Origin of the sequence: Nocardia jiangsuensis, from assembly GCF_042650385.1 — a bacterium.
GTDB classification, from domain to species: domain Bacteria; phylum Actinomycetota; class Actinomycetes; order Mycobacteriales; family Mycobacteriaceae; genus Nocardia; species Nocardia jiangsuensis.
This window is the reverse complement of the sequence record NZ_JBHSAX010000013.1, coordinates 152,680-176,215: the sequence shown is the minus strand read 5'-3', so window position 1 is coordinate 176,215 and position 23,536 is coordinate 152,680. Positions and strand designations below refer to the sequence as shown.

Annotated in this window: 22 protein-coding genes and 1 pseudogene; 15 read left to right on the top strand and 8 right to left on the bottom strand. The window is 72.8% G+C overall.

Annotation, left to right across the window (positions count from 1 at the left end):
* Positions 1-97 precede the first annotated feature (97 nt).
* From ACFO0B_RS12420 to ACFO0B_RS12410, 3 genes are read left to right on the top strand one after another with little or no spacing between them, the layout of a single operon-like run.
* Positions 98-892 (top strand): SDR family NAD(P)-dependent oxidoreductase, encoded by a 795-nt coding sequence (locus tag ACFO0B_RS12420; protein WP_378612551.1) that lies wholly within the window; start codon positions 98-100, stop codon positions 890-892.
* A 26-nt stretch (positions 893-918) separates the two neighbouring features.
* A complete protein-coding gene (locus ACFO0B_RS12415; RefSeq protein WP_378612550.1) occupies positions 919-2,052 on the top strand; it encodes a DUF5938 domain-containing protein in 1,134 nt (377 codons plus the stop codon).
* The gene (locus tag ACFO0B_RS12410; RefSeq protein WP_378612549.1) at positions 2,052-3,599 is read left to right on the top strand and encodes an acyl-CoA synthetase; all 1,548 of its coding nucleotides are present in this window, start codon (positions 2,052-2,054) and stop codon (positions 3,597-3,599) included. Before ACFO0B_RS12415 ends, ACFO0B_RS12410 begins: the two co-directional genes overlap by 1 nt.
* On the opposite strand, the gene ACFO0B_RS12405 is transcribed toward ACFO0B_RS12410, so the two are convergent.
* Positions 3,596-5,503 (bottom strand): hypothetical protein, encoded by a 1,908-nt coding sequence (locus ACFO0B_RS12405; RefSeq protein ID WP_378612548.1) that lies wholly within the window; start codon positions 5,501-5,503, stop codon positions 3,596-3,598. The two genes, ACFO0B_RS12410 and ACFO0B_RS12405, sit on opposite strands and share 4 nt — an antisense overlap.
* A 111-nt stretch (positions 5,504-5,614) precedes the next feature.
* Between ACFO0B_RS12405 and ACFO0B_RS12400 the strand changes: the two genes are divergently transcribed.
* Positions 5,615-6,859, top strand: a complete 1,245-nt coding sequence (locus tag ACFO0B_RS12400; protein ID WP_378612547.1) for a serine hydrolase — start codon at positions 5,615-5,617, stop codon at positions 6,857-6,859.
* Positions 6,860-6,862: 3 nt separating this feature from the next.
* Here ACFO0B_RS12400 and ACFO0B_RS12395 read toward each other — a convergent pair whose 3' ends face one another.
* From ACFO0B_RS12395 to ACFO0B_RS12385, 3 genes are all read right to left on the bottom strand, one after another.
* Positions 6,863-7,039, bottom strand: a complete 177-nt coding sequence (locus ACFO0B_RS12395; protein ID WP_378612546.1) for a hypothetical protein — start codon at positions 7,037-7,039, stop codon at positions 6,863-6,865.
* Between the two features lie 503 nt (positions 7,040-7,542).
* A complete protein-coding gene (locus tag ACFO0B_RS12390) occupies positions 7,543-7,686 on the bottom strand; it encodes a hypothetical protein (protein WP_378612545.1) in 144 nt (47 codons plus the stop codon).
* A gap of 57 nt (positions 7,687-7,743) precedes the next feature.
* Positions 7,744-8,166, bottom strand: a complete 423-nt coding sequence (locus ACFO0B_RS12385) for a GNAT family N-acetyltransferase (protein ID WP_378612868.1) — start codon at positions 8,164-8,166, stop codon at positions 7,744-7,746.
* Between ACFO0B_RS12385 and ACFO0B_RS12380 the strand changes: the two genes are divergently transcribed.
* From ACFO0B_RS12380 to ACFO0B_RS12365, 4 genes and pseudogenes are all read left to right on the top strand, one after another.
* The gene (locus tag ACFO0B_RS12380) at positions 8,135-9,358 is read left to right on the top strand and encodes an MFS transporter (protein WP_378612544.1); all 1,224 of its coding nucleotides are present in this window, start codon (positions 8,135-8,137) and stop codon (positions 9,356-9,358) included. The two genes, ACFO0B_RS12385 and ACFO0B_RS12380, sit on opposite strands and share 32 nt — an antisense overlap.
* 148 nt (positions 9,359-9,506) lie before the next feature.
* Entirely contained in the window at positions 9,507-10,643 is a 1,137-nt protein-coding gene (locus ACFO0B_RS12375; protein ID WP_378612543.1) for a hypothetical protein, read from the top strand.
* 27 nt (positions 10,644-10,670) lie between these two features.
* Complete coding sequence (locus ACFO0B_RS12370; RefSeq protein WP_378612542.1) at positions 10,671-10,799, top strand: hypothetical protein; 129 nt, start codon at positions 10,671-10,673, stop codon at positions 10,797-10,799.
* Positions 10,799-11,287: pseudogene (locus ACFO0B_RS12365) on the top strand (Type 1 glutamine amidotransferase-like domain-containing protein); the annotation flags it as partial. The gene ACFO0B_RS12370 and the pseudogene ACFO0B_RS12365, both read left to right, overlap by 1 nt.
* A 207-nt stretch (positions 11,288-11,494) precedes the next feature.
* On the opposite strand, the gene ACFO0B_RS12360 reads toward ACFO0B_RS12365, so the two are convergent.
* Positions 11,495-11,968: a nitroreductase family deazaflavin-dependent oxidoreductase gene (locus ACFO0B_RS12360; RefSeq protein ID WP_378612541.1), complete on the bottom strand. Its 474-nt coding sequence runs from the start codon at positions 11,966-11,968 to the stop codon at positions 11,495-11,497.
* Between the two features lie 74 nt (positions 11,969-12,042).
* On the opposite strand from ACFO0B_RS12360, the gene ACFO0B_RS12355 reads away from it, so the two are divergent.
* The 3 genes from ACFO0B_RS12355 (at position 12,043) to rho (ending at position 15,961) form a co-directional block, all read left to right on the top strand.
* The gene (locus ACFO0B_RS12355) at positions 12,043-13,548 is read left to right on the top strand and encodes a phytoene desaturase family protein (protein ID WP_378612540.1); all 1,506 of its coding nucleotides are present in this window, start codon (positions 12,043-12,045) and stop codon (positions 13,546-13,548) included.
* A gap of 57 nt (positions 13,549-13,605) precedes the next feature.
* A complete protein-coding gene (locus ACFO0B_RS12350; protein WP_378612539.1) occupies positions 13,606-14,613 on the top strand; it encodes a DUF3349 domain-containing protein in 1,008 nt (335 codons plus the stop codon).
* Between the two features lie 232 nt (positions 14,614-14,845).
* Positions 14,846-15,961, top strand: a complete 1,116-nt coding sequence (gene rho / locus ACFO0B_RS12345) for a transcription termination factor Rho (protein WP_378612538.1) — start codon at positions 14,846-14,848, stop codon at positions 15,959-15,961.
* A 4-nt stretch (positions 15,962-15,965) separates the two neighbouring features.
* Here the strand turns inward: rho and ACFO0B_RS12340 are convergent, their stop codons facing one another.
* On the bottom strand, positions 15,966-16,259 hold the full coding sequence (locus tag ACFO0B_RS12340; RefSeq protein ID WP_378612537.1) for a hypothetical protein: 294 nt from the start codon (positions 16,257-16,259) through the stop codon (positions 15,966-15,968).
* 492 nt (positions 16,260-16,751) lie between these two features.
* On the opposite strand from ACFO0B_RS12340, the gene ACFO0B_RS12335 reads away from it, so the two are divergent.
* The 3 genes from ACFO0B_RS12335 to ACFO0B_RS12325 all read left to right on the top strand — a co-directional run bounded on the left by ACFO0B_RS12335 (position 16,752) and on the right by ACFO0B_RS12325 (position 20,014).
* Entirely contained in the window at positions 16,752-17,246 is a 495-nt protein-coding gene (locus ACFO0B_RS12335) for a hypothetical protein (RefSeq protein WP_378612536.1), read from the top strand.
* Between the two features lie 211 nt (positions 17,247-17,457).
* Entirely contained in the window at positions 17,458-18,684 is a 1,227-nt protein-coding gene (locus tag ACFO0B_RS12330; RefSeq protein ID WP_378612535.1) for an esterase/lipase family protein, read from the top strand.
* A 139-nt stretch (positions 18,685-18,823) separates the two neighbouring features.
* Positions 18,824-20,014 (top strand): cytochrome P450, encoded by a 1,191-nt coding sequence (locus tag ACFO0B_RS12325; protein WP_378612534.1) that lies wholly within the window; start codon positions 18,824-18,826, stop codon positions 20,012-20,014.
* 3 nt (positions 20,015-20,017) lie between these two features.
* Here the strand turns inward: ACFO0B_RS12325 and ACFO0B_RS12320 are convergent, their stop codons facing one another.
* Positions 20,018-20,968, bottom strand: a complete 951-nt coding sequence (locus ACFO0B_RS12320) for a helix-turn-helix transcriptional regulator (RefSeq protein ID WP_378612533.1) — start codon at positions 20,966-20,968, stop codon at positions 20,018-20,020.
* Positions 20,969-21,064: 96 nt separating this feature from the next.
* On the opposite strand from ACFO0B_RS12320, the gene ACFO0B_RS12315 reads away from it, so the two are divergent.
* Positions 21,065-21,595 (top strand): DinB family protein, encoded by a 531-nt coding sequence (locus tag ACFO0B_RS12315; RefSeq protein ID WP_378612532.1) that lies wholly within the window; start codon positions 21,065-21,067, stop codon positions 21,593-21,595.
* 6 nt (positions 21,596-21,601) lie between these two features.
* Here the strand turns inward: ACFO0B_RS12315 and ACFO0B_RS12310 are convergent, their stop codons facing one another.
* On the bottom strand, positions 21,602-23,533 hold the full coding sequence (locus ACFO0B_RS12310) for an AfsR/SARP family transcriptional regulator (protein WP_378612531.1): 1,932 nt from the start codon (positions 23,531-23,533) through the stop codon (positions 21,602-21,604).
* Positions 23,534-23,536: the final 3 nt, after the last annotated feature.

Genomic DNA, 23,536 nt, shown 5'->3' with positions numbered 1-23,536 from the left:
GACCAGCAGAATCTTGACGGTTGTCCGAGAAAGTCTTGACAACTGTCATAAAAAGGTGGAACTGTGTGACCCGCATCACCCCGATCAAGGAGCGCAGATGACCCACATGGACCTGACCGGCCGTTCCGCCCTCGTCACCGGCGGCGCGCAAGGACTCGGCGAGGGGATGGCGCACGCGCTGGCCCGGGCCGGGGCGAGAGTCGTGATCGCCGACATCCAGGACGATCGCGGCGCGAAACTCGCCGAAACCCTCGGCACCGGCCACGGTTTCGTGCATCTGGACGTCACCGACGACGCCTCCTGGGCGGCGGCGGCCGCGGCCGCGGTCGAGCAGCTCGGCGGGCTGGACATCCTGGTCAACAATGCCGGGGTCGAGGTCAGCAGCCTGCTCGCCGATCTGGATCCGGAGGGCGTGCGGAAGATGCTCGAGGTCAACGTCCTCGGCACCGCGCTCGGCATCAAGCACGCCTTCCGCACCATGCGCCCCGGCGGCGCGGCCGGCAACGGCGGGTCGGTCATCAATATCGCCTCGGTGGCGGCGACCATCGCCTTCCCGGCGATCGCGGTCTACTCCGCGACCAAGTCCGCGGTGGACCGGCTCACCCGGGTCGCGGCCATGGAGAGCGGCAAGCTCGGCTACGGCGTCCGGGTGAACTGTCTGTACCCGGGGCTGGTGCCCAACGAGATGGGCGCCGGGCTGGCGAACGACGTGGCGCGGCTCGGGCTGTTCGGCTCGCCCGAGGAGGCGGTCGGCGCGGTCGTCGAGCTGACCCCGTCCGGGCGGCTGGCCGCCACCGAGGACATCGCGAACGCGGTGGTCTTCCTCGCCTCCGACTCCGCGGCCTTCGTCAACGGCGCCGGCCTGCCGGTCGACGGCGGCATGGGTATGTGACCCCCCGACCAGGAAGAGAGACCATCATGACCAGCACCAAGCCCGTCGTCGTCTACGGCGCCTCCGGCTACACCGGCCGCCTCGTCTGTGAGTACCTGCGCGAGTACGGGATTCCGTTCCTCGCCGCGGGCAGGGACAGCGGCAAGCTGAAGAGCTCGCTCGACACCAACGTGGCCGGGATCGAGACCGCCGACTACGAGATCGCCGAGGTGAGCCACGACGTCGCCGCGCTGACCGAGCTCTTCCGCGGCGCCTCGGTGGTGTGCAGCACCGTCGGCCCGTTCAGCTCGTTCGGCCCCGAGGTGGTCGAGGCCTGCCTGGCCGCGGGCACGCACTACCTGGACACCACCGGCGAGCAGGACTGGCTGATCACCTGCGACGAGAAGTACGGCGCCGATTTCGCCGCCGCCGGGCTGCTGCTCGCGCCCGGGCTGGCGCACATGTACACCACCGGTGAGATCGCCGCCGAATTGTGTTTGGAGAAGCCCGGTCTCGACTCGCTCGACATCGCGGTGTTCTGGGGCGGCTCCCCGACGATCGCCTCCACCCGGACCATTCTGGTGAACGCGGCCACCTCGCGGGCGCATTATCTGCAACAGAACAGCTACGTGGAGTTCGACCCGAACCAGGGGCTGGTGCCGCTGGTCGTGCCTGGCCAGCACGAGCTGGCCATGTCGCTGCCGTGGGGCGGCACCTCGCACCCGGTCTGGTACAAACACGATCCCCGGGTGGCGAACTGCAAGGCGCAGGGCGGCGTCTTCAACGCGGCGCTGATGAACGGCGTACCGCAGATCGTCGCGCAGGCGCTGGAGGCGACGAAGGACATGGACCCCGAGGCCAGGGACGAGGTGCTGACCGCGACCGCCGCCCAGGTGATGAACGTGATGCCGCCCCGGGAGAATCCGCGGCTGAACAAGTCGCTGGACTCGGTGTACGCATCCGGGCCGCTCGGCCGCGCGCACTGCGTCATCCACGGCAACCAGAACTACAAGCAGACCGGGCTGCTGCAGGCGTTCGCCGCCTCCTACCTGCTGCAGCAGCCGCCGAGGCGGACCGGTTTCGCCTCCGGCTGCAAGGCGTTCGGGCACCGCGAGCTGCTCGGCCAGCTGCGCGCCTTCGGCCTGGTGGCCGAGCCGGTGCTGACCTACCAGGCGAACTGATGCGGCTCGTCGACTTCCTGGACAAGGGGGCGTCGCTCGACCCGGGCGCCCCCTGCCTGGTCTGCGACGGCGGCACCGCGAGCTACGCCGAGGTGCTCGACCTCAGCGCCCGGGTCGCGGCGGCGCTGGTAGCGCGCGGGGTGGCCCCCGGCGACAAGGTCGCCATCCTCTCCGCCAACGACCCCACGGCGTTCACCTGCGTCTTCGGCATCAGCCGGGCCGGGGCGGTGTGGTGCCCGATCAACCCGCGCAACGCGGCAGCGGAGAACCGGGACTTCCTCGCGCTCACCGACTGCTCGGTGCTGATCTTCCAGGGTTCCTTCGCCCCGCTGGTCGCCGAGATCCGGTCGGCACTGCCCGCCCTGCACACCCTGGTGTGCCTGGACGACACGGTGCCGGGCACCATCGGCTGGGACGAATTCCTCGGCACGGCGGGTGATTCCGTCGACCGGCACGCCCCCGACGACATCGCCGTGATCGCGGGCACCGGCGGCACCACCGGAAAGCCGAAGGGGGTGCTGCTCACCGGCGCCAACCTGGAGGCGATGACCGCCGTCACGCTCATGAGCTACCCCTGGCCGGTGGACGGCGCCCGCCCCCGCTACCTGGCGCTGGCCCCGCTCACGCACGCCGCCGGGGTGCTCTGCTTCCCGGTGCTGTGCCACGGCGGCTCGATCGTGGTCATGCGCGCGCCGGACGTCACCGGTTTCCTCGACCACATCGAGCAGCACCGGATCACCCACACCTTCCTGCCGCCGACCCTCATCTACCTGGTCCTCGACCACCCGTCGCTGGTCAGCCGGGATCTGACCTCCCTGCAGTGCTTCTGGTACGGCGCCGCGCCCATGTCGACCGCGCGCCTGGAGGAGGCGCTGCGCCGGATCGGCCCGGTCATGGCGCAGCTCTTCGGCCAGACCGAGGCGCCCATGATGGTCTCCACCATGGCCCCGCGCGACCACTTCGACGGCAGCGGCTCCATCGCCCACGCCCGGCTCTCCTCCGCCGGACGCCCGTCCCCGCTGGTCACCGTCGCCATCATGGGCGAGGGCGGCAGGCTGCTCCCGCGCGGCGAACGCGGCGAGATCGTGGTCCGCGGCTCGCTCGTCATGCGCGGCTACTACAAGAACCCCGAGGCCACCGCCGAGGCCTCGGCGCACGGCTGGCACCACACCGGCGACATCGGCTACCTGGACGCCGACGGTTTCCTCTACATCGTCGACCGGGCCAAGGACATGGTCATCACCGGCGGCTTCAACGTCTACTCCACCGAGGTGGAGCAGGCGCTCATGGCGCATCCCGCGGTCGCCGACTGCGCGGTGGTCGGGCTGCCGGACGACAAGTGGGGAGAGCGGGTCACCGCCGTGCTCACCATCCGGCCGGGCAGCACGGTCGACTCCGCGGAGCTGACGGCGTTCGTCAAGGAGCGGATCGGCAGCGTGAAGGCGCCCAAGCAGCTGGAGGTGTGGGCGGATCTGCCGCGCTCCAAGATCGGGAAGGTGTTGAAGACCGAGATCAAGCAGCAGCTGCTTGAGTCCGGCGCCGGCTAGCGCGGGACCACGCCGCCGATCGGGCTGCCGCCGACGCAGACGGTCGTGCCGGGGGTGGTCGAGCGGGCCTCGAGGCCGTCGCCGCCGCCCGGCACCCGGGCATACACCGTCCCCGGGCCCTCGGCTACCGGAACCCGGACGAAATCGTCTCCGGGAAAGCGGATGTCGATTTCACCCCGGCCCGAGGCGAAGTAGTTGAGCTGAACGGTCCACTCGGCGGGGATGAGCGGGCCGTCGGCGGGGAGCGGGGTGAGGGCGCCGTCGGTGAGCAGGGTGCCGCAGCCGGGGATCGGGCCGGGGAGCGCATGCCGGACGGCGAACAGGTCGGCCGGGATCAGCCGGCCGGAGTCGTCGAGAATGCGGAGTTCGGTGGTGGCGGCGCCGATCTCGGTGCGGCCGGGGAGTGCCGCGAAGACGTGGCCGGTCATATTGTGCGGGTGGGCCACCGGGAGCAGGATCCAGACCGAGACGGCCTGGTCGAGCAGGGGGACCGCGGGGCGGGCGGTGAGCGCGGCTTCGGCGTTCGTGAGGTAGGCGCGGGTGGGGTTGTCGGTCCAGGCGCGGGTGAAGGTGGCGGTGGACCAGAGCGATCCGGCGAGGAAGAGCGCGGCAGCCAGGGTGGCGAGGATGCGATATCGGATGGCCTCGCCGGGCGTGCTGTCCGGTGTGCTCGAGCCGTCGCAGGCGGGCGGAGTGGGGGTCGGTGTCGCCCCGCGTCCGCGCGGACGGCGGGGCGCGGCCAGCACCAGGGCCGCGGCGATCGCGATCACGACGGCGGAGTCGGTGTGGTACCGGAGCGTCCGGGCGAGCTCGTAGGCCGTCTCGTCCCCGGAGCGGGTGACGATCATGGCCGCGGTCGACGCCGCCACGTACCCGGCCGCGGCCGCCCACACCCGGCCCGTCCGGTACCGCGTGCGCAACGACCACACCAGCGCGGCCGCCACCGCCACCCACGCGAGGACGACCAGCGCGAGCGGGGGATCGGCCCACGGTGGGCTCGGGTTCCACCGTTCCCACCGCCACGGCCCGCCGAGCAGCGTCGGCAGCACACCCCACGACACCCCGTGATTCGCCAGCTCCACCACCATGTCCGCACGCGGCACAGCGAACCGATCGCGCACGAGCACCGCGTAGGCCGCCGCCCACACCGCGAGCACGACCGCCGACCCCTGCCACAGCAGCGCACCCCGGCGCAGTGCGGCACGCCAGGCGCCCTCGGCGCGAGCGATCGGTCTCCCGCCTCGGCCACCGCCCCCTTCGGAACGAAGTACCAGCACCACCGTCACCAGCGCCACGAACGGCACCAGCACCGCCTTCTCGAAGAACAGCAACCCCAGCACGGTCACCGCGACCCCGGAGACCGCGTACCGCCGCTCCCCGGTGCGCACCAACCGCACGGCGTCCCCCGCCACCCAGGCCAGCGCCGCCTGCATCGGCAGCGCGTTCAACCCGGCCGCCCACCAGGCGAAGGCGGGCAGCGTCAGCGGCGTGAACAGGTAGAAGACCAGCGGCCCGAGCAGCGCCCGGCGCGGCAGCAGCAACCACAGCACCCGCAGCACCGCCAGCGCGGCGACGACCTGCCCGGCCACCAGCGACACCGCCGCGGGCCCCCACCGCAGCGGCGCGACGTCGGTCAGCACGTGCGCGGCGGCGAAGGCACCGGGCATGAGGTGCCCGTCGTGGTCGTACCCGAGGAACTCCGCGGAGAGCAGCGGATACGTCCCGGACCGCCCGATCAGAATCAGATCGTCCCAGTAGAAGTACCCCCGCCCGACCACCACCGCCCGCACCACCACCTGCACGGCGACCAGCAGCAACGCCACCACCAGCACCGGCGGCAGCCGACGGCGCCCCCGCTCGGCGGCGCCGGCACCGGCCGCCGCGTCGGCGACCATCACAGCCATGGAGCGGGACCTGACGCGGGCGGCAGCACGGCTCCGATCGTGGCACGGCGCCACCCCCGCACCCGATCCGCCCCCGGATGATCGTCCGGAACGGTGACTAGGCTGGGCCGGGTGACTGCCGCGCTGATCCGGGTGCCCGGAGACCTCGACTCGGTGACCACCGTCGGCCCCGAGGCCGACCCGGCCGACGCCGGCCTGACCCGCGCCGACATCGACGCCGTCTGGGAGTCGGTCCGCGACTGGTACCGGCTCGGCACCACCCCCGCCATCCAGCTCTGCCTGCGCCGCAACGGCCACGTCGTGCTGAACCGCGGCATCGGCCACGGCTGGGGCAACGCCCCGCGGGACGCCGCGGACGCCGAGCGGGTGCTGCTCACCACCGGCACCCCGTTCTGCGGTTTCTCCACCGCCAAGGGCGTCGCCGCCGCCGTCACCGCCATGCTCATGGAGCAGGGCGCCTTCGCCGCCGACGACCCGGTGGCCGAGTACCTGCCCGGCTTCGCCGCCAACGGCAAGGGCGCCATCACCATCGGCGACGTGCTGAACCATTCCGCCGGAATCCCGTTCATCACCCCGCCCTACCGCGGCTCCGAGCTGGTACTGGACGAAGAGCTCGCGCTGCGCGCGCTCGCCGACCTGAAACCCGCATGGCCGCGCCGCCGCTTCCGCGTCTACCACGCCCTCACCGGCGGGTTGATCCAGCGCGCCGTGGTACGCGCCGCCACCGGCAAGCGCATCCGCGACCATCTGGCGGACCGGATATTGACCCCGCTCGGTTTCCGCTGGACGAATTTCGGCGTGCCGGAGGAGCAGACCGACGCCGTGGTGCCGAGCGTGAAGACCGGCCCGCCCCCGTCGAAGGCATCGGCCTACCTGGCGCGCCGGGCGCTCGGCGGAGGAATGAGCGGCGCCGTCTCCGCGGACGCGGTGCGCGGCTTCCTCACCGCGGAACTGCCATCCGGCAACCTGGTGACCACCGCGGAGGAACTCTCCCGCTTCTACGAAATCCTCACGCGCGGAGGCGAACTCGACGACGTGCGAATCATGGAGCCGGATACCGTGCGGGCGGCGGTCGCGCCGGCACCGTGGCTACCGGGCGCGGCGGGCCGGGTGAGCCGGGCCGGTTTCGAGCTGGGGGCGCGCCGCTCCAAGTTCGGGCGGCACACCGAGGCGCACTTCGGGCGCAGCGGGCTCACCACCCAGTACGGCTGGGGCGACCCCGCCCGCGGACTGTCCGGTGCGGTCCTGACCAATGGCAAGGCCACGACCGACACGGACCGTCCGTGGCGGCTGGTCGCGCAGATCTCCGCGCGCTGCGCCCCGCTCCCGGCCGGGGAGCGGATCTTCGACCTCTGAGGTCTACAGGCAGATATTGATGCTGACCGGCGGCGGCACCGGGATGTTGATGCAGACGGAGACCGAGCCGGCGACCGGCTCGGCCCGCGGTGCGTCCGCGAGCGCGGCCGGAGCGGCGAGCGCCCCGGCGGCCAGTGCGATCGCGGTGACGGCGGATGCCCTGGTGAAGGTTCTGAGCATGATCGTTCCTCGCTGATGGTGCGGACGGCTGACCCGTCCGATCATGCGCCGCCGCCGCGCGACGTGGCAAGGGGGTTCCGGGCGCGGGCCAGCCTGCAGTCCGCTTCGCGCCGCTGGTCACGCACCACGTTCGGAGAGTCCGGACGCAGGTCGGAGGGGCGGCCGCGGTGGTCACGCGCCGAAATCGGGAAGGTCGGGGGGAACTACCGTTCGCGATACGGCTGTCCGAGGTGATCGGTCACCGGCATGCGCGAGCGACGGGCGAGTGCGAAGAGACTACGAGCCATGGGGGATCACCTCGAATCGGAATCGGCGCGCCGAGCGCGCACAGCGGAGGACCTGCGGAAGCGGGGAGTGGAGAACCGGTGCCGCACCCACGGGCGGCGCGTGACGGGGTCGAGACGCTCACCCGAGGGCGGCGGCGACCGCCTTCCCGGTAATCGTGATCATGGGTACAAGGGTGACACGGGATCGCGCGGCGGCGCAATCCATTTCCGCGCGGTCTATCCGGAGCCGGGCACGCCGAGGTTGCGGATCCAGTTGCCGTCCTCGAACACGATCGCCTCGGTCAGCGCCTCGATGTTGTCGTCGGCGTCGAGCGGCGCGAAGAGTTCGGGTTCGTTCGGGTCTTCGAAGGGGTTCGTCATACCGGCTGGAATCCCGCATCCGCCTGTGCGCAAACGCGATTCCGCGCGAGAACGGAGTCAGTCCCCTTGATCCTCCAGCAGGAGGGTGAAGAAGGAGCTGTTCGGGTCGGGCAGGTAGTTGCCGAAGGGCGGGCACGGCGTGAACCCGGCGGCGGTGTAGAGGCGGCGGGCCGGGGCGAAGCAGGGCATGGAACCGGTCTCCAGCGAGATCCGGGTGACGCCGCGGGTCGCGGCGTCGTGTAGCAGGTGGGTGAGCATGGCTCGGCCGAGCCCTCGGCCGCGCAGGGCGGGGTCGGTGCGCATACTCTTCAGTTCCTCGTGGCCCGGCTCGAGCGCGGCCAGCGCGCCGGTCGCGGCGATGGCGCCGCGGTGGCGCAGTACCCAGAGCCGCACCGCGGGGGAGCGCAGCGCGGCGAGGTCGAGGGCGTGCCTGCTCTCCGGCGGTGCGGTGGGCGCGAGGTCCGCGAGGTGCGCGCGCAGGAACTCCGGGAGGGCCGGGTCGGTGAAATCCGCACGCCGAGCGCTTCCACGCCGGCCCGCCGTGCTCTCCGGCTTCGTCGTGCTGCAGGTGATCGTGTACGCGGGTATGCAGATCCCGGCCGGGCTGCTGCTCGACCGGGTCGGCTCGCGCGTGATGATCGTCGCGGGGGCAGTGCTCATGGCCGCCGGGCAGGGGCTGCTCGCGCTCACCGAGCTGCTCCCGCTCGCGGTTGCCGGACGGGTGCTGGTCGGCATGGGCGACGCCTTCACCTTCATCTCCGTGTTCCGGCTGGTGCCGCGCTGGTTCCCGGCCCGCCGGGTGCCGCTGATCTCCCAGCTCACCGGCATGCTGGGCCAGCTCGGCCAGGTGCTCTCCGCCATCCCGTTCCTGGCCGTGCCGAACGCGGCAGGCTGGACCACCGCCTACCTCTCCGCCGCCACCGTCGGAGTGCTGCTCGCGGTGCTGGCGCTCGCCGCCATCCGCGACGCCCCGCCCGGCACCACCCCGGTCGCCGCGACACCCCCGCGCAGGACCAGGATCCGCGAGGTCTGGGCGCACCCGGGCACCCGGCTCGGCTTCTTCACCCACATGGGCACCCGGTTCTCCATCACCACCTTCGCGCTGATGCGGGACGTGCCGTACCTGGTGACCGCGCAGGGACTCGCGCGCGCGACCGCGGGCGTGCTGCTCACCGTCTCGGTGCTGGCCGCGCTCACCGCGGGCCCGATCCCCGGCGTGCTCGGCGCCAGGTACCCGTTCCGCCGCTCCCGGCTGGTGCTCGTGATCATCGGCGCCGACATCACCGTCTGGACCGCCGTGCCGGCGCTGCCCGGCCCCGCCCCGCTCTGGCTGCTCACCCTGCTCGTCGTGGTGATCTCGGTCGGCGGCCCCGGCTCCATGATCGGCTTCGACCACGCCCGCATGTTCAGCCCCGACCGCAGCCTCGGCACCGCCCGGGGCATCGTCAATATCGGCGGCTTCCTCTTCCTCGCCACCCTGCTCGTCGTCGAGACCATGGGCATCGTCCTGCAGCACGCGGGCGGGTACGGCTTCGACGCCTTCCGCCTCGCCCGGACCGCGCACTATCCGATTTGGATCGTCGCCGTGACGAGGGTGTTGATCACCCGCCGCGAGACGCGGTCGCGAATGGCGGCGGAGGGGATGGACGTCCCGCTGCCGCGCCGGAGGTAGCGCTCGCCGGTTGGCGGGGCGAATCCGGGGTAACGCTCCGGCAAGCCGGGCCGCCGTGCGGGATAGCGGCCGGTGCAGTGGGAAAAAGGAGTGGTCTGCGGTGTTCGTCGTACGTGGAAGCCGCGGAGATGCCTCCGACACAGAACAATTGGTCATCGACTGGCTGCAGGCCGGAGAACTGCCCGGGATCGCCGTCTCCGGCTGCCGGCTGCCCGCGCCCGGCGGGTTCCGGCGCGTGCTCGGCACCGCCCTGGACGCGGATCTGGTGGCATTCACGCCGCGCGCCTGCCTGGTGATCGACATCGAGATGCCGGCCGAGCCGATGACCGGGGACATGCAGTGCCCGGCCGCGGAGCCGTGGCGGATGGCGGGAATCTCCGGCGATCCGATCGAGGTGCGGTTGCGGGACACCAACCCGCTGGATCGGCTCACCGAGACCATCGAGGCGGTGGGAGCTGTTCTCGGTGAAGAGGATTCGCCGGTCGAGGTGCTCGGGTTGCTTGTCGTGGTGCCGTTCGCCGGGGTGCCGATCACGATGAATCTCGATCGGGAGGGGTTGCCCGCGGGGACCGATGTATTGCTCGCGGAGGATCCGCATCAGCTGTACGAACGGTTGGCCGCGGTCGATCAGGTGCGGGCGGTCGCGTGGACCGCGGAGCGGGTTCGGGGGGCGCTCGATGTGCTGGTGGGGGAGCAGCACGGGCTTTCCGGCGAGCAGCTCGTCGGGCTGGGGTTTCCCGCGGTGGGAGGCGCGCAGATCGCTGGAACCGTTGCCGCACCGAGTGATCCGGTGCAGGGGGCGGGAGCGGCCGGTGGAGCCACTGGCGTACCGGGCACGTCGGTGCCGGGAGCGGTGCCGGATCCGGCACCGACGCCGACGGCAGCAGCCGCAGTGCCCCCACCGGCAACGGCCGCTGTGCCGCCGTCGGCCACAGGTGCGGTGCCGCCGACAGCCGGAAGCGCTCCCGTGCCCGAGTCTTCGGCTCCCGAAGCGGCCGCACCACTACCGGGAGCGACCCCGGACCAACCCTCTCCCGGCGCCAACCTGCACTCCGTAGCCCGCAAACGCGGCCCCCTCACCTCCCTCCTCCTCGCAATCCTCGCCCTGATCGCCTTCGGCACCGCCCTGTGGCTGTTCAGCCGGTGTGCCGCCGCCGACGACGCCGCCCCGGTGGAGCGCACCCCGCTCCCGGTCCTCACCGTGGCCGACCGCCCCGACCCGATCCCCGCACCCCCACCCGCCAGGCAAACCGCAACCTGCTACCCGTTCCAGTCGGACTGCTGACCGGTCGCAGCTGCCTACGATGCCCGAGTGAACTTCTCCATCGACGTCCCCTACGACGAGCAACTGCTGCGGCGCACCCCGCGCCACCTGCTCGGACGCTCGGTGCTGAGCTACCGCTCCGGCGGCCGCCCGACCGCCCCGTTCCGCCCGAACTGATGCCCGCCGCCGAATCCACTACCCTGGCCACCAGCGGCGGCCTTCGCGAAGGCCGCCGCACCCGCTACGAGTTCAGCGAACTCACCGAATACGCCGTCGACCTCGCCGGCGTCAGCGGCCGCGCCCCACGCATCTGCTTCCTCGCCACCGCTCAGGGCAACAACCCGGCGGTGCTGCACAACCTCTACGCCGCAGCACAACTGCGCGGCTTCCGGGCGTCCCACCTGACGCTGGTGCCGATGCCGAATGCCGAGGACCCGGCGGCCCTCCTGCGAGCCGCCGACGTGATCTGGGTAGCGGGCGGCAGCGTCGCGGCACTGCTGGCCCTGTGGCGACTGCACGATCTCGGCCCCGCGCTCGCGGCCGCCTGGAATGCCGGAGTGGTGCTGACCGGAGTGTCGGCGGGCTCGATCTGCCGGCACATCGGCGGCACCACCGATTCCTTCGGCCCCGGCCTTCGCCCGATCACCGACGGCCTCGCGCTGCTGCCGTACGCCGACGGCGTGCACACCGATTCGGAGCCCGCGCGCCGCCCGCTCTTCCAGCGGCCTCATCGACACCCGGGTACCGCCGCCCGGGTACGTCACGGACGACGGAGTCGGCCTGCTCTACCGCGGCACGGGCGGTGGGCCGGACCGGCGAGACCTGGTCGGCGCAGCTGCCGCACGGGCGGGTGGACTACCCGGGCCGGGGGCTCAGCGGCGCAGCTCGAAGATGCGGAAGCGCCGCCCCGCCGCCATCTTCTCCTCGACCCGATACCCGGGCCAGAACTCCAGCGCCGCGGCCCACGCCCGCTCCCGCTCGGCACCCTCCAGTTCGGCGACGGTCACCGTGAAAACCTGGTCGTGCAACCGCACCCGTGCGGTGTCGGCCGCTCGCAGATTCGCCGACCACACCGGATGCTTCGCATTCCCCCAGTTCGACCCGATGATCAGGAAATCGGCCCCGTACGGCACGTACAGCAGCGAGGTCTCCCGCGGCTCCCCGGTCTTGCGGCCGGCGACGGTGAGCCGCAGCGTCGGCAACCCGGCGATGTCGAGCACACCGAGCCGATTCCCGCTCACCCCGCGCAGGAAGCGCTCGGTGGTCAGCACCAGCGGGGCGGTGCGCATCACCCACGGCCGGCGGCCGAGCCAGCGGGCCAGGGGCGGGAGCGGGTTGCGGGACACAGTGCGGTTTTCCCACCGGGCGCGGGGCGAAACGACGCGCCCGTAGAGTCGGTGCGAACGGAAGGAGCGGGCGGATGAGCCGGGTACTGGTCGTCGGCGCGGGTGTCGGCGGGCTGGCGGCGGCGCTGCGGCTGCGGGCGCTCGGGCACGAGGTGACCGTGCTGGAGCAGTCGGCGGAGATCGGCGGCAAGCTCGGGGTGCTGGAGCTGGACGGGTTCCGCTTCGACACCGGGCCCTCGCTGCTGACCCTGCCGCACGTGCTCGAGGAGACCTTCGCCGCCGCGGGCAGCTCGGTGCACGACGTGCTCGAGCTGCGGAGACTGCCGGTCGCGGCCCGCTACCGCTTCCCGGACGGCACCGAGCTGGACATGCCGGGCGAGCTCGCCGACATCCCCGCCGCGTTGGACGCCGCGCTCGGCCCCGGCCGCGGCGCGCAGTGGTCGGCGCTGCTCGGCCGCGCCGAGCGGATCTGGGAAATCACGCGCGGGCCGTTCCTGGAGTCGCCGATGGGGCTGCGCACCATGATCGGCGGCATCGCCACCCCGGACCAGGTGCGCACGGTGGCCCCCTGGCAGACGCTGCGCGGCCTCGGCCGCCGCTACCTGGACGACCCGCGGCTGCGCTTCCTGCTCGACCGCTATGCCACCTACACCGGCTCCGACCCGCGCCGCGCCCCCGCCGCGCTCGCCTCGGTGCCGTGGAGCGAGCAGGCCTTCGGCTCCTGGTACGTCGGCGGGGGGCTGGGCCGGATCGCCACGGCGCTGCGGGACCGCCTCGTCGAACTCGGCGGCGTGCTGGAGACCGAGGCCGAGGTCACCGAGCTGGTCACCGACCCGAGCGGCCGGGTGACCGGCGCCGTGCTCGCCGACGGCACCAGCCGCGCGGCCGACCTGGTGGTCGCCAATGCCGATGCCGGGCAGGTGTACGGAAAGTTGGTGCATACCAGGCAAGCCCGGCGTGCGAGAGCCCGGCTGCGCCGCGCGACCCCGTCGCTCTCCGGCTTCGCGCTGCTGCTCGCGCTGGACGACCCGCCACCGCTGCCGCACCACTGCGTGCTCTTCGCCGAGGACTACGACGACGAGTTCGACTCGGTCTTCGGCAAGAACGGCCCGCTGCGCCCGGTCCGCAGCCCCACCGTCTACATCAGCGCCCCCGACGACCCGGAAATAGTGCCGGGGCCGGGCACCGGCGCCTGGTTCGTGCTCGTGAACGCGCCCAGGCACGCCCCGGAGCACGACATGGACTGGGACACACCGGGACTCGCCGACCGCTACGCCGACCGGATCCTCGGCCTCATGGCCGAGCGCGGTGTCGACGTGCGCGGGAGGATCCGGCACCGGGCGATCATCCACCCGGCCGAGCTGGAGCGGCGCACCGCGACCCCGGGTGGCTGCATCTACGGCTCCTCGTCCAACGGCCCGCGCGCGGCCTTCCTCCGCCCGGCCAATACCGCCCCCGTGCCGGGGTTGTACCTGGTCGGGGGCTCGGCGCACCCCGGAGGCGGACTGCCGCTGGTGCTGCTCTCCGCGCAGATCGTCGCCGGGTCGGTCGGCCCGGCGCGGCCGGGCGGCAGCGGATAGGGTTTCGGTGCCGCCCCGAACGGGCATCGCGGCGGCGAGCACAGGGAGCGTGATGGCGTGAGTTTCGAATGGTCGCAGCTGCTCGGCCGGATCGTCGACTGGCTGCGGGCCGGCTACCCGGACGGCGTGCCCGAACAGGACCGGGTGCCGCTGCTCGCGCTGCTCGGCCGCCGCCTGAGCGACGACGAGGTGGAGCAGGTGGTCGCCGGGCTGGTCGCGCAGGGCACGCTGCCCGCCGACCGGGTGGAGGCAGGCGTCGCCATCACCCGGCTCACCCAGGAACTGCCGCGGGAATCCGACCTCGCCCGGGTCAGGGAGCGGCTGAACGCGGTGCACTGGCCGGTCGAGGGCACCTGGCGGCCGCCGGTGCTGCCCGACGGCCCCTCCGAGCACAACGCGAGGGTCGGCTACCACGACGACCTGCGCGGGCTGGCCGAGCTGCTGCACGGCCTCTGCCTGCGCGCGGGCGCGGTCGTCGAGCAGGCGACGACCGCGCTGGTCGAGGCCGAGCTGAGCAGCGCCGAGACCGCCATCGACCTCGCCGCCGAGGCAGGCGCGGTGCGCGCGGAGATCGAGCGCGAAGCCGCCAGGCTGCTCGCCCTGCAGTCCCCGGTCGCGGGCGAGCTGCGGCAGGTGGTCACCGCCATCCAGCTCGGCACCCACCTGCGCCGGATGGCCGCGCTCGCCGCGCATATCGCCGCGGCGGCCAGGCGCAGGCACCCGGAGCACGTCGTCCCCGAACCGGTGCGACCGCTCGTCGCCCGCATGGGTGCGGCCGCCGCCGCCATCGCTGCCGCCGCCGCCGAGGTGCTGGAATCCGGGGACGCCGAGGTCGCGGCCGGGCTCGCCGACCAGGACGACACCATGGACGACCTGCACGAGGAGCTGCTCGCCACGGTGCTCGGCCCGATCTGGGACCACGGCGTCGCCGCCGCCGTCGACCTCACGCTGATCGGCCGGTACTACGAGCGCTTCGCCGACAACGCCGTCGAGGTCGGCAGGCGCACCGTCTTCATGGTGACCGGGGTCCCGGTCGGCGCTCGCCCGGACGACGCGCCGCGCTGAGCCCGGGAATACCGCGCTGATCGGCGCTGTTGCACCGCTCAGCGAGTTCGGCCCTTGACCGGGCAGCGCCGCCGGACGTACTCTGGCCGCGTCTTCTCCCCGCGGATGTAGCACTGCTCCCGCACCGGAATTCCGAGAATCCTCTCGCCCCCGCGCAGCCTCCGTGTTCTGCGCCCGTCCGTGGCCGCATGCCCGGACGTCTCCGAAACCTCACTCCCGCAAGGACATTCCCATGACTACCGAAGAACGTGCCGTCACCGGCATCCTCGACATCACCGGCGGTACCGCCACCCTGCGGGTGCGCGGCTACCTCCCCGACGACACCGACCTCTACCTACCGCCCCGCCTGATACGCGAAAACGGCTTGCGCCGTGGCGATTTCGTCACCGGTGTGGCGGGCCTCGGCGCCGGCGGCAAACGCGACCCGCTGCTGCGGGTGACGGCCGTCAACGGCCTCGACCCGGCGCGGGCGAAGGCGCGGCCCGCCTTCGCGGAGCTCACGCCGCTGCACCCGGACCAGCGGCTGCGCCTGGAGACCGAGCCGCACGAACTCACCGGCCGCGTCGTCGACCTGGCCATGCCGATCGGCAAGGGCCAGCGCGCGCTGATCGTCGCCCCGCCGAAGGCGGGCAAGACCTCGGTGCTGCGCGCCGTCGCGCACGGCATCGCCAAGAACCACCCCGAGTGCGAACTGGTGCTCGTCCTGGTCGGCGAGCGGCCCGAGGAGGTCACCGACTTCACCCGCTCGGTACCCGGCGATATCGCCGCCGCCACCTTCGACCGCACCCCCGCCGAGCAGGTCGGCATGGCGGAGCTGGCGATCGAGCGCGCCAAGCGGCTGGTCGAGGCGGGCCGCGACGTCGTCGTGCTGCTCGACTCGCTCACCCGGCTGGCCCGCGCCTACAACCTGGCCGCGCCCGCCTCCGGGCGGATCCTCTCCGGCGGCGTCGACTCCGCCGCCCTGCTGCCGCCGAAACGCTTCCTCGGCGCCGCCCGCAACATCGAGAACGGCGGCTCGCTGACCATCGTCGCCACCACGCTCGTCGACACCGGTTCGCTGGCCGACACGGTGATCTTCGAGGAGTGCAAGAGCACCGGCAACGCCGAACTCGTGCTCGACCGCGCCGCCGCCGAGCGGCGCACCTTCCCCGCCGTCGACCTGCCGCGCTCCGGCACCCGCCGGGAGGAGCTGCTGCTCACCGCGGACGAACTCGCCGCCGACGCGCTGCTGCGCCGCACGCTCGCCGCGGCCTCCGGCGGCAAACCGCTCGAGCTGCTGTTGACCGGGCTGCGCCAGGTCGGCACCAATGCCGAGTTCCTCGCCGGAGTCACCGCCGCGCAGCGCTGAGCGCTCAGCCGACGGTGCTTGCCCGCAGGTCGGTGAGGCTGTGCACCCAGGTGCGCGGACCGATCCCGGCGATCATCCAGCGCACCCGGACCCCCGCGGGGCCGGAGCCGGTGCGCCTGGTCACCCGGCGCTCGAAGTACTCGCCCGGCGCACGCCCCTCCGAGACGAAGCTCGTGTAGGGATCGCCCGGATCGATCGGCCCGAGCTGGACGTCGCCGACCGGCTCCACGGCGATCATCGCGGCGCGGGAATGGGTGGCGTTGGTGAAGCGCAGCACGCCGTCGGATGGACTCGTCACAGCCCACGGTTCCACGAGATTTTCCCCTAACGAAGACGCGTCAACCAATGTCGTCACGCTCTCAATCGTGGCCCTTCGATGGCGTGTTACGTCAATGCGCCGCGCCGGGGAACGGCGTTCGGGCGGTGTCGGGACCATGAACGGCAGGGAAATGCCAGGTGGTCGCGGGTATGTCGGCCGCGGGGCGGGGCGGCCGGGGCGCCGGTGGGGTGATCGGGCTCACCAGCCTCGGTGGCGGCGGTGGCCGCGCGATCACCGCGGGTACGCTGGGGGGCGCCCCGGCCGTGCGGCCCCTGCCGGTGCGGGTGGAACGGAACGGTCGGTCGTGTCGAGGCGCTCGGCCCGGTCCGTGGTGGTTTCGCCCCGGCAGGGGGTCTGGTGTCGATGAGGATGTAGCCACCGGCCGCGTGGGTAAACGTGGCCGGGTTCGGAGGATGTATCGCGGGTAGTGCCCCGGTGAGACCGGTGTGGCGCAAGGGGCAGGTGGGATCCATGACGACGATGATCGAGGCCGATAGCGTGGAAGCGGAGAACCTGCCGGAACGGGCCTTCGGCCGTCCGGCCGACTGGCACCCGGGCTCGCCCTGGTGGGACGCGGGGACGGTGCTGGTCACGCACGAGGTGCTGCCCGGCCGCCGGGAGACGCGCAAGCGGCTGGTGGTGCCCGCCGGTGACGGCCGGCTCGCGTTCCGGGTGTCGTCCTGGTCGCCCGAGGTCGAGCAGCTGGTCCGCGATCCGCGGGTCATCGTCCAGGCCGGCGACTGGCGCGGGGCGCGGGCGCTCGGCTCGCGCGAACAGCAGGGCGAGGCGCTGATCTTCGGCGAGGGCTCGGTGCTCGACACCGTGCGCGAGGGGATCCGGATCAAGTACGGCGTGCGCGGTTCGCTGGCCAGGTGGGGGCACCGGATGGCCCGCGGCTCGGCGCCCTTCGCCGATCTGGCGGTGGTCGTCTCGGTGCACGAGAACGACTTCCCGATCATTCACTGACCTCGGCATTGTTTCCGGTCGGAAATACAGGGGTGCCGCGCGGATCGGCCCCCGATCGAGACCTTCGTTTTCCGGATAGCGGCCATCGCCGACGGCAGGCCGGTGAACCCCCGATGATCTGCGGTTGTCTCGCCGGAAGGCCGCGCGTGCGCTCCATACTCGACCCGGCCGCGCCGCCGGGTGCGGTCGAAGAGCGACGTGAGGGAGCCAAGTGAGCGATCCGAACGAACGTGATGTCGCCGCCGCCCTGCGGGCAGCGTCCCCCATTCTGCTGGGATCGGGGCCGGTGGCGGCCCCCGCTGTCGAGCCGCCGAACCCGGACGAGACCTGGGAGCTGCCCAACGGCATGGCCTGGGTCTACTACGGCGACCGCGGCCACGGGGGGCTGACCCGTCCGGTGATCCTGGCCGACGGCTTCAACAGCGGGCCGAGCACGCTGAAGTTCAGCTACTCCGGCTTGGAGCAGAACGGCCGCTACCCGCTGATCTCCGAGCTGCGCAAGCGGGGCCGGGACGTGATCCTGCTCGGTTTCACCGAGCGCAGCGCCTCCATCCTGGACAACAGCCACGCCGCGCGGGCCGCGATCATGCGGGCCGTCGCCCAGCGGGCGGGCGGTGAACCGCTGGTGGTCGGCGGGTTCAGCATGGGCGGGCTGGTCACCAGGCACGCGCTGGCCGCGCTGGAGACGCAGGGAATCGACCACCAGACGGCGACCTACTTCTCCTACGACAGCCCGCACCGGGGCGCCAACATCCCGATCTCGCTGCAGAGCTTCGCGCACTACATCCGGGATCTGGACAGCCGGTTCTCGGACCAGATGAACAGCCCGGCCGCGCAGCAGCTGCTGTGGCGGCACATCGCGGACTGGTCGGACAAGCCGGTGATGAGCGAGCTGCGCGTGCAGTTCCTCGAGGAGCTGCGCCGGGTCGGCGACTGGCCGCGCAGGCCGCGGCTGCTCGGGCTCGCCAACGGCCCGGGCAACGGCATCGGCAACGGCATCGGCGCCGGGCGGACCGCGGTGCGCGGCAAGGGCATCGGGATCTTCGGCACCGACCTGCGCACCACGCCGACCGGCGGCGACGACCTCGCCGCGGTGCTTCGCGTTGTCACCGTGCAGAAGAACGAGGTGCACACCCCCGACCTGCCGGATATCGACGGCGCGCCGGGCGGCACCCTGGCCGGGTTCGGGATCCTCGCCGAAGGACTGAACAAGATCTTCGGCCTCGGCGTGGAGAACCCGATCCCGGAGCACTGCTTCGTGCCGGCGGTCAGCGCGGTCGACGTGCGGAACCTGGACACGCACGCGGAGCTCTACACCCCGATCGACGAGCTGGTTCCGGAGGAGAGCGCCTTCGACGACTTCGCGCTCGCCTCGTCCAGCGAGCCGCACACGCAGATCACCGAGGAGCTGTGCGGCTGGTTGCTCGACCGGATCTGATCGCGGTACCGGCCACCCGTCGCGACCCGGCGGCGGGTGGCCGCTCGCAAGAATCTTGTTCTCGTTCTTCAGATCGACGTGCTTTCGGAATGGTAATGTGATTCTTCCGTAGGTTCGTTCGACTCGAAGGCGGCCCCGCATGGTCACCGAACCCGTCTACTGGGACCCGTTCGACCGCGACATCGCGCGCGATCCGTACCCGGTCTACGCGCGGCTGCGCGCCGAGGCGCCGCTGTACTACAACGCCACCCACGACTTCTGGGCGGTGAGCCGCTACGACGACGTGGACCGGGCGCTGCTCGACTGGCGGACCTTCTCCTCCTCGCGCGGCCCGATCCTGGAGATCATCAAGGCGGGCATCGAGATTCCGCCGGGCACGCTGCTCATGGAGGACCCGCCCGCGCACGACATCCACCGCGGGCTGCTGGCCCGGGTCTTCACCCCGCGCCGGATCCTCTCGCTGGAGCCGCAGATCCGGGAGATGTGCGTGCGCGCGCTCGACCGGCTCACCGGGCTCGACCGGTTCGACCTGATGGCCGCCTACGCGAACGAGGTCCCGATGCGGGTGATCGGGATGCTGCTCGGCATCCCGGAGGCGGACCAGCAGGCGGTCAGGGACCGGGCCGACGCCAATCTGCGCACCGAGCCGGGGCAGCGGATGCAGGTCTCCGAGCGGGCCATTCCCAACGCCGACCACTTCGCCGAGTACATCGACTGGCGCGCCGAGCACCCGTCGGACGACCTCATGACCGAGCTGCTGCAGGCCGAGTTCGTCGACACCGCCGGCGTCACCCGCACGCTGACCAGGCAGGAGATCCTGACCTACATCTCCGTGGTGGCCGGCGCGGGCAACGAGACGACGGCCAGGCTGCTCGGCTGGCTCGGTTCGCTGCTCGCCCGCCACCCGGAGCAGCGCGCCGCGCTCGCCGCCGACCCGCGGCTCATCCCGAACGCCATCGATGAGACGCTGCGCTTCGAGCCCACCGGGCACGCCATCGCCCGCTACGTCACCGCCGACGTCGAGCTGCACGGGCAGGTCGTGCCCGCGGGCAGCGCCATGATGATCCTGGTCGCCTCGGCCAACCGGGATGCCGAGCGCTGGGACGAGCCGGACCGCTTCGACATCCACCGCAAGATCAGCAACCTGCGCACCTTCGGCCTCGGCACGCACTTCTGCCTCGGCGCCTCGCTGGCCAGGCTGGAGGCGCGGGTGGCGCTGGAGGAGCTGCTGGCGCGCTTCCCGAGCTGGGAGGTGGAGTGGGACGGGCTCGAGCTCTCGCCCACCTCCACCGTGCGTGGCTGGGAGCGGCTGCCGCTGGTCGTCGGGTAGCGGTCAGACCCGCCCGAAGCGCTCGCCCAGCGCGCGCAGCCGTTCGCGCAGCTCCGCGGGCTCGACCACCGCGAAGTCGGCATCCAGTGAGCCGAGCCCCATGATCGGCCACTCCAGCGAGTCGGCGGTCATCCGCACCCGGCAGCTCCCCGCGTCGATCTCCTCGGCGGTGCACCAGCGGCCGATCCTGGCCCTGACCCGCTCGGCCGAGGTCTGGACGATCGCCTCGATCCGGTACGGCCGCGGCACGTTCTCGACGGCGGCGCGGACGAAGGCGGCGGCGTCGGCGGCGGGCAGCTCGCGCGGGCGGAAGCGGGAGCCGTCGCCGCGCGGCTCGGTGAGCCGGTCCACCCGGAAGCTGCGCCAGTCGTGCCGGTGCAGGTCGTAGGCGACCAGGTACCAGCGCCTGCCCAGCGAGACGAGGCGGTGCGGCTCGGTGTGCCGGTCGGCGCTGCGGCCGCCGGCGGCGGTGTAGCCGAAGCGCAGCCGCTCGGTGTCGCGGCAGGCGGCGGCCAGCGCGGTGAGCACCGTCGGGTCCGGGCCGGTCGCCGCCGCGTCGAAGGTCGCCGGGACGGTCATGGCGCGCAGCGCGTCGACTCGCTTGCGCAGCCGCGGCGGGAGCACCTGGACGACCTTCGCCAGCGCCCGGATCGAGGGCTCGGCGACGCCGGCGACGCCGCCGTGCGCGGCCGTCTGCAACCCGATGACCAGGGCGACCGCCTCCTCGTCGTCGATCATGAGCGGCGGTAGCGCGGCGCCGGGAGCGAGCTGGTAGCCGCCGTCGACGCCGCGGTTCGCCTGCACCGGGTAGCCGAGTTCGCGCAGCCGCTCGACGTCCCGGCGCAGGGTGCGCGGGGAGACGCCGAGCCGGTCGGCCAGCTCGGTGCCCGGCCAGTACCGGTGGGTCTGCAGCAGCGACAGCAGCCGCAGGGTTCGGGTGCTGGTGTCGGCCATGTTCTCGATTCTGCGCGCAATTGCGGCCGGAAAGTGGCCGCAATAGCTCCTAGCCTAGTTCTCGAAGCCGGAACCACTCGACCGAAAGGCCCGATCATGACCACCTCCGCCACCGCCCCCGCCGTGCTCGACACCGAGCGCGGGGATCTGCTCGCCATGCTCGGCAAGGCCCGATTCTTCCTGCGCTTCACCGTGCGGAACCTCACCGACGAGCAGGCTCGCCAGCGCTCGACCGCCAGCGAGCTCACCCTCGGCGGGCTGATCAAGCACGTCGCGGGCACCGAGCGCGGCTGGGCCGACTTCCTCGTCGACCCGTCCTCGATGAAGGACATGGACGCCATGACCGAGGCCGACTTCGCGGCGCGCGACACCGAGTTCCAGCTGCTCCCGGACGAGACCCTGGCCGACGTGCTGGCGGCCTACCAGCAGGTCGCCGACCGCACCGACGCCCTCGTCGGCACCGTCGACCTGAACGCCGAGCTCACCCTCCCCGCCGCCCCCTGGTTCCAGGAGCGCGCCTGGTCCGCGCGCCGCGTGCTGATGCACATCGTCGCCGAGACCACCCAGCACGCCGGGCACGCCGACATCATCCGGGAGTCGCTGGACGGGCAGAAGACCATGGGCTGAGCGAGATCAATCCCCGGGAGTAGCGCTGTCCAGCGCGGCGAGGTGGATGGCGACCGGGCCTGCGGTGAGAAGGCCGCCCGCGGCGCCTGCTATTTCGGTGGCGGCAGGGGTGAGGGCGGCGTGGGCTCGGGCGATCGTGGCGGAGTCGGCGGACAGCAGGGCGGTTCGGGCCATGGCGCACCAGAGGGCTTCGGCGTGCAGGTCGGGCGGGGGAGGGGGGAGGGTGCGCAGGGCGGTTCGGGCAGTTCGGTGGTCGCCGGATTCGGCGAGCAGGAGGGGATGAAGCCAGGGTTGGGCGGGGCCGTGGTCGGTGTCGTCGAGGGGGCGGTCGTGCTGGAGGTGCAGGGCGGCGAGGGCGAGGGGGAGCAGACCGGCGGTGAGGCCGGGCATGCCGGAGCCGGGGAGCGTCTCGGCGGCTCGGAGGTAGGCGTCGCGGGCTCGGTCGAAGGGCTCGGTGCGGGCGGTGCGCAGGGCGCGGTACCAGGTGGTGAAGACGGTGACCAGGGGGATGTCGTGCGTGGTGGCCATGGCGTCGACGGCGGTGGCGTGCCGGTCGGCGGTGTCGAGATCGTCCAGGGCGCAGGCGGATTGCAGGCGGATGAGGTGGCCGAGGACGGCGGGGCGGATCAGGCCGTTGCGATCGGCGAGCGCGAGCAGTTCGGTGCCGAGTTCGGCGCGCTCGGGGGCAAGGCCGGTGCGGGTGATGCTCTGCATGTAGCGGCCGTTCAAGGCGTGCGCGAGCAGGGCGGCGTCGCCGAGCTCGCGGGCCAGCCGCTCGGCTTCCCGTGCCGCGTGCGCGGCGCGCGGGGTGGCGTCGGCGCCGCGGGACTCCACCGCGATGGTGGCGAGCAGGCGGCAGCGGAGGGCGGGGGCCGCGGGAAGCGCGGCGAGGGTGCGTTCGGCGGCGCGGACGAGCGCCCGCGCCCGGGGCGGGTCGTCCGCGCGGGGCCAGAGTGCGGGGACGTCGTAGGCGCCGATCACTCGGGCGGTGAGCTCGGGGTCGCCGAGCGCCTCGGCGGCGGCCACGGCGTCGGAGCGGTGCCGCTGGGCGGCTTCGAGGCCGTGGCCGCCGGTGACGGCGAGGTCGCGCAGCAGCCCGACGGTGGAGGTGAGGCGGGTGCGGTCGGAGATGGTGGCCGCGTAGGCGGCGGTGGTCTCGGCCCAGACGCGGGCCGCGCCGCCTGCCGGGTCGAGATGCTCGGCCTGGTTCAGCACCTCCCGTTCCAGCCGGGCGAGCCGTGGGCCGGGGTCGATGCCGAGCCGGTCGCGCAGGACGGTGCGGGCGCGGCGCACGGTGCCGAGCGCGTCGGCCTGCCTGCCGGAGCGGTACAGGGCGAGCGTCAGGAGCCGCCAGCCCTCCTCGCGCCACGGGTGCTCCAGGACGTGGGCATCCAGTTCGGCCGCGGCGGAGTCGTTCTCGCCGAGCGCGATCCGCGCCTCGGCCAGGCGCTCGATCGCGTGCAGCCGGAGTTCGGTGAGCCTGGTGCGCGGGGCGACGGCCCACGGCGCCTGCCCGGCCTCGGCGTAGGCGGGGCCCCGCCACCAGCCGAGCGCCTCGGTGAGGGTGCCGGCGATGCGGGCGGGCGGAGCGTCGCCGAGCGTGCCGACGGCGGCGGCGAAGCGCCAGGCGTCGACGGCCGCGTCGGGCAACCGCAGGGCGTAACCGGGGCCATCGGTGACGAGCAGCCGCGGCGGCGTGCGCGGCACCCGGTCCGGCTCGAGCGCCCGCCGCAGCGCCGCGACGAAGGTGCGTACGGTGCCGACGGCGTCGGCGGGCGGCTCGGGCCAGAGCGAGTCGATCAGTATCGGAACCGGCACCACCCGGCGATGGGCGACGACGAGCCGGGCCAGCAGGGCGCGCTGCCGCGGGCCACCCAGCGCGACCGGCGCGCCAGGACCGGACTGCGCGCGCACCGCACCGAGCACGCCGATCTCCATCAC

What these genes read in the sequence shown, in the direction of transcription:
- ACFO0B_RS12405 (WP_378612548.1), bottom strand. Translation starts at nt 5,503, where the DNA reads ATGGCTGTGATGGTCGCCGACGCGGCGGCCGGTGCCGGCGCCGCCGAG.
- ACFO0B_RS12320 (WP_378612533.1), bottom strand. Translation starts at nt 20,968, where the DNA reads ATGGCCGACACCAGCACCCGAACCCTGCGGCTGCTGTCGCTGCTGCAG.
- ACFO0B_RS12315 (WP_378612532.1), top strand. Translation starts at nt 21,065, where the DNA reads ATGACCACCTCCGCCACCGCCCCCGCCGTGCTCGACACCGAGCGCGGG.
- ACFO0B_RS12420 (WP_378612551.1), top strand. Translation starts at nt 98, where the DNA reads ATGACCCACATGGACCTGACCGGCCGTTCCGCCCTCGTCACCGGCGGC.
- ACFO0B_RS12410 (WP_378612549.1), top strand. Translation starts at nt 2,052, where the DNA reads ATGCGGCTCGTCGACTTCCTGGACAAGGGGGCGTCGCTCGACCCGGGC.
- ACFO0B_RS12390 (WP_378612545.1), bottom strand. Translation starts at nt 7,686, where the DNA reads ATGACGAACCCCTTCGAAGACCCGAACGAACCCGAACTCTTCGCGCCG.
- ACFO0B_RS12355 (WP_378612540.1), top strand. Translation starts at nt 12,043, where the DNA reads ATGAGCCGGGTACTGGTCGTCGGCGCGGGTGTCGGCGGGCTGGCGGCG.
- ACFO0B_RS12415 (WP_378612550.1), top strand. Translation starts at nt 919, where the DNA reads ATGACCAGCACCAAGCCCGTCGTCGTCTACGGCGCCTCCGGCTACACC.
- rho (WP_378612538.1), top strand. Translation starts at nt 14,846, where the DNA reads ATGACTACCGAAGAACGTGCCGTCACCGGCATCCTCGACATCACCGGC.
- ACFO0B_RS12310 (WP_378612531.1), bottom strand. Translation starts at nt 23,533, where the DNA reads ATGGAGATCGGCGTGCTCGGTGCGGTGCGCGCGCAGTCCGGTCCTGGC.
- ACFO0B_RS12325 (WP_378612534.1), top strand. Translation starts at nt 18,824, where the DNA reads ATGGTCACCGAACCCGTCTACTGGGACCCGTTCGACCGCGACATCGCG.
- ACFO0B_RS12395 (WP_378612546.1), bottom strand. Translation starts at nt 7,039, where the DNA reads ATGCTCAGAACCTTCACCAGGGCATCCGCCGTCACCGCGATCGCACTG.
- ACFO0B_RS12335 (WP_378612536.1), top strand. Translation starts at nt 16,752, where the DNA reads ATGACGACGATGATCGAGGCCGATAGCGTGGAAGCGGAGAACCTGCCG.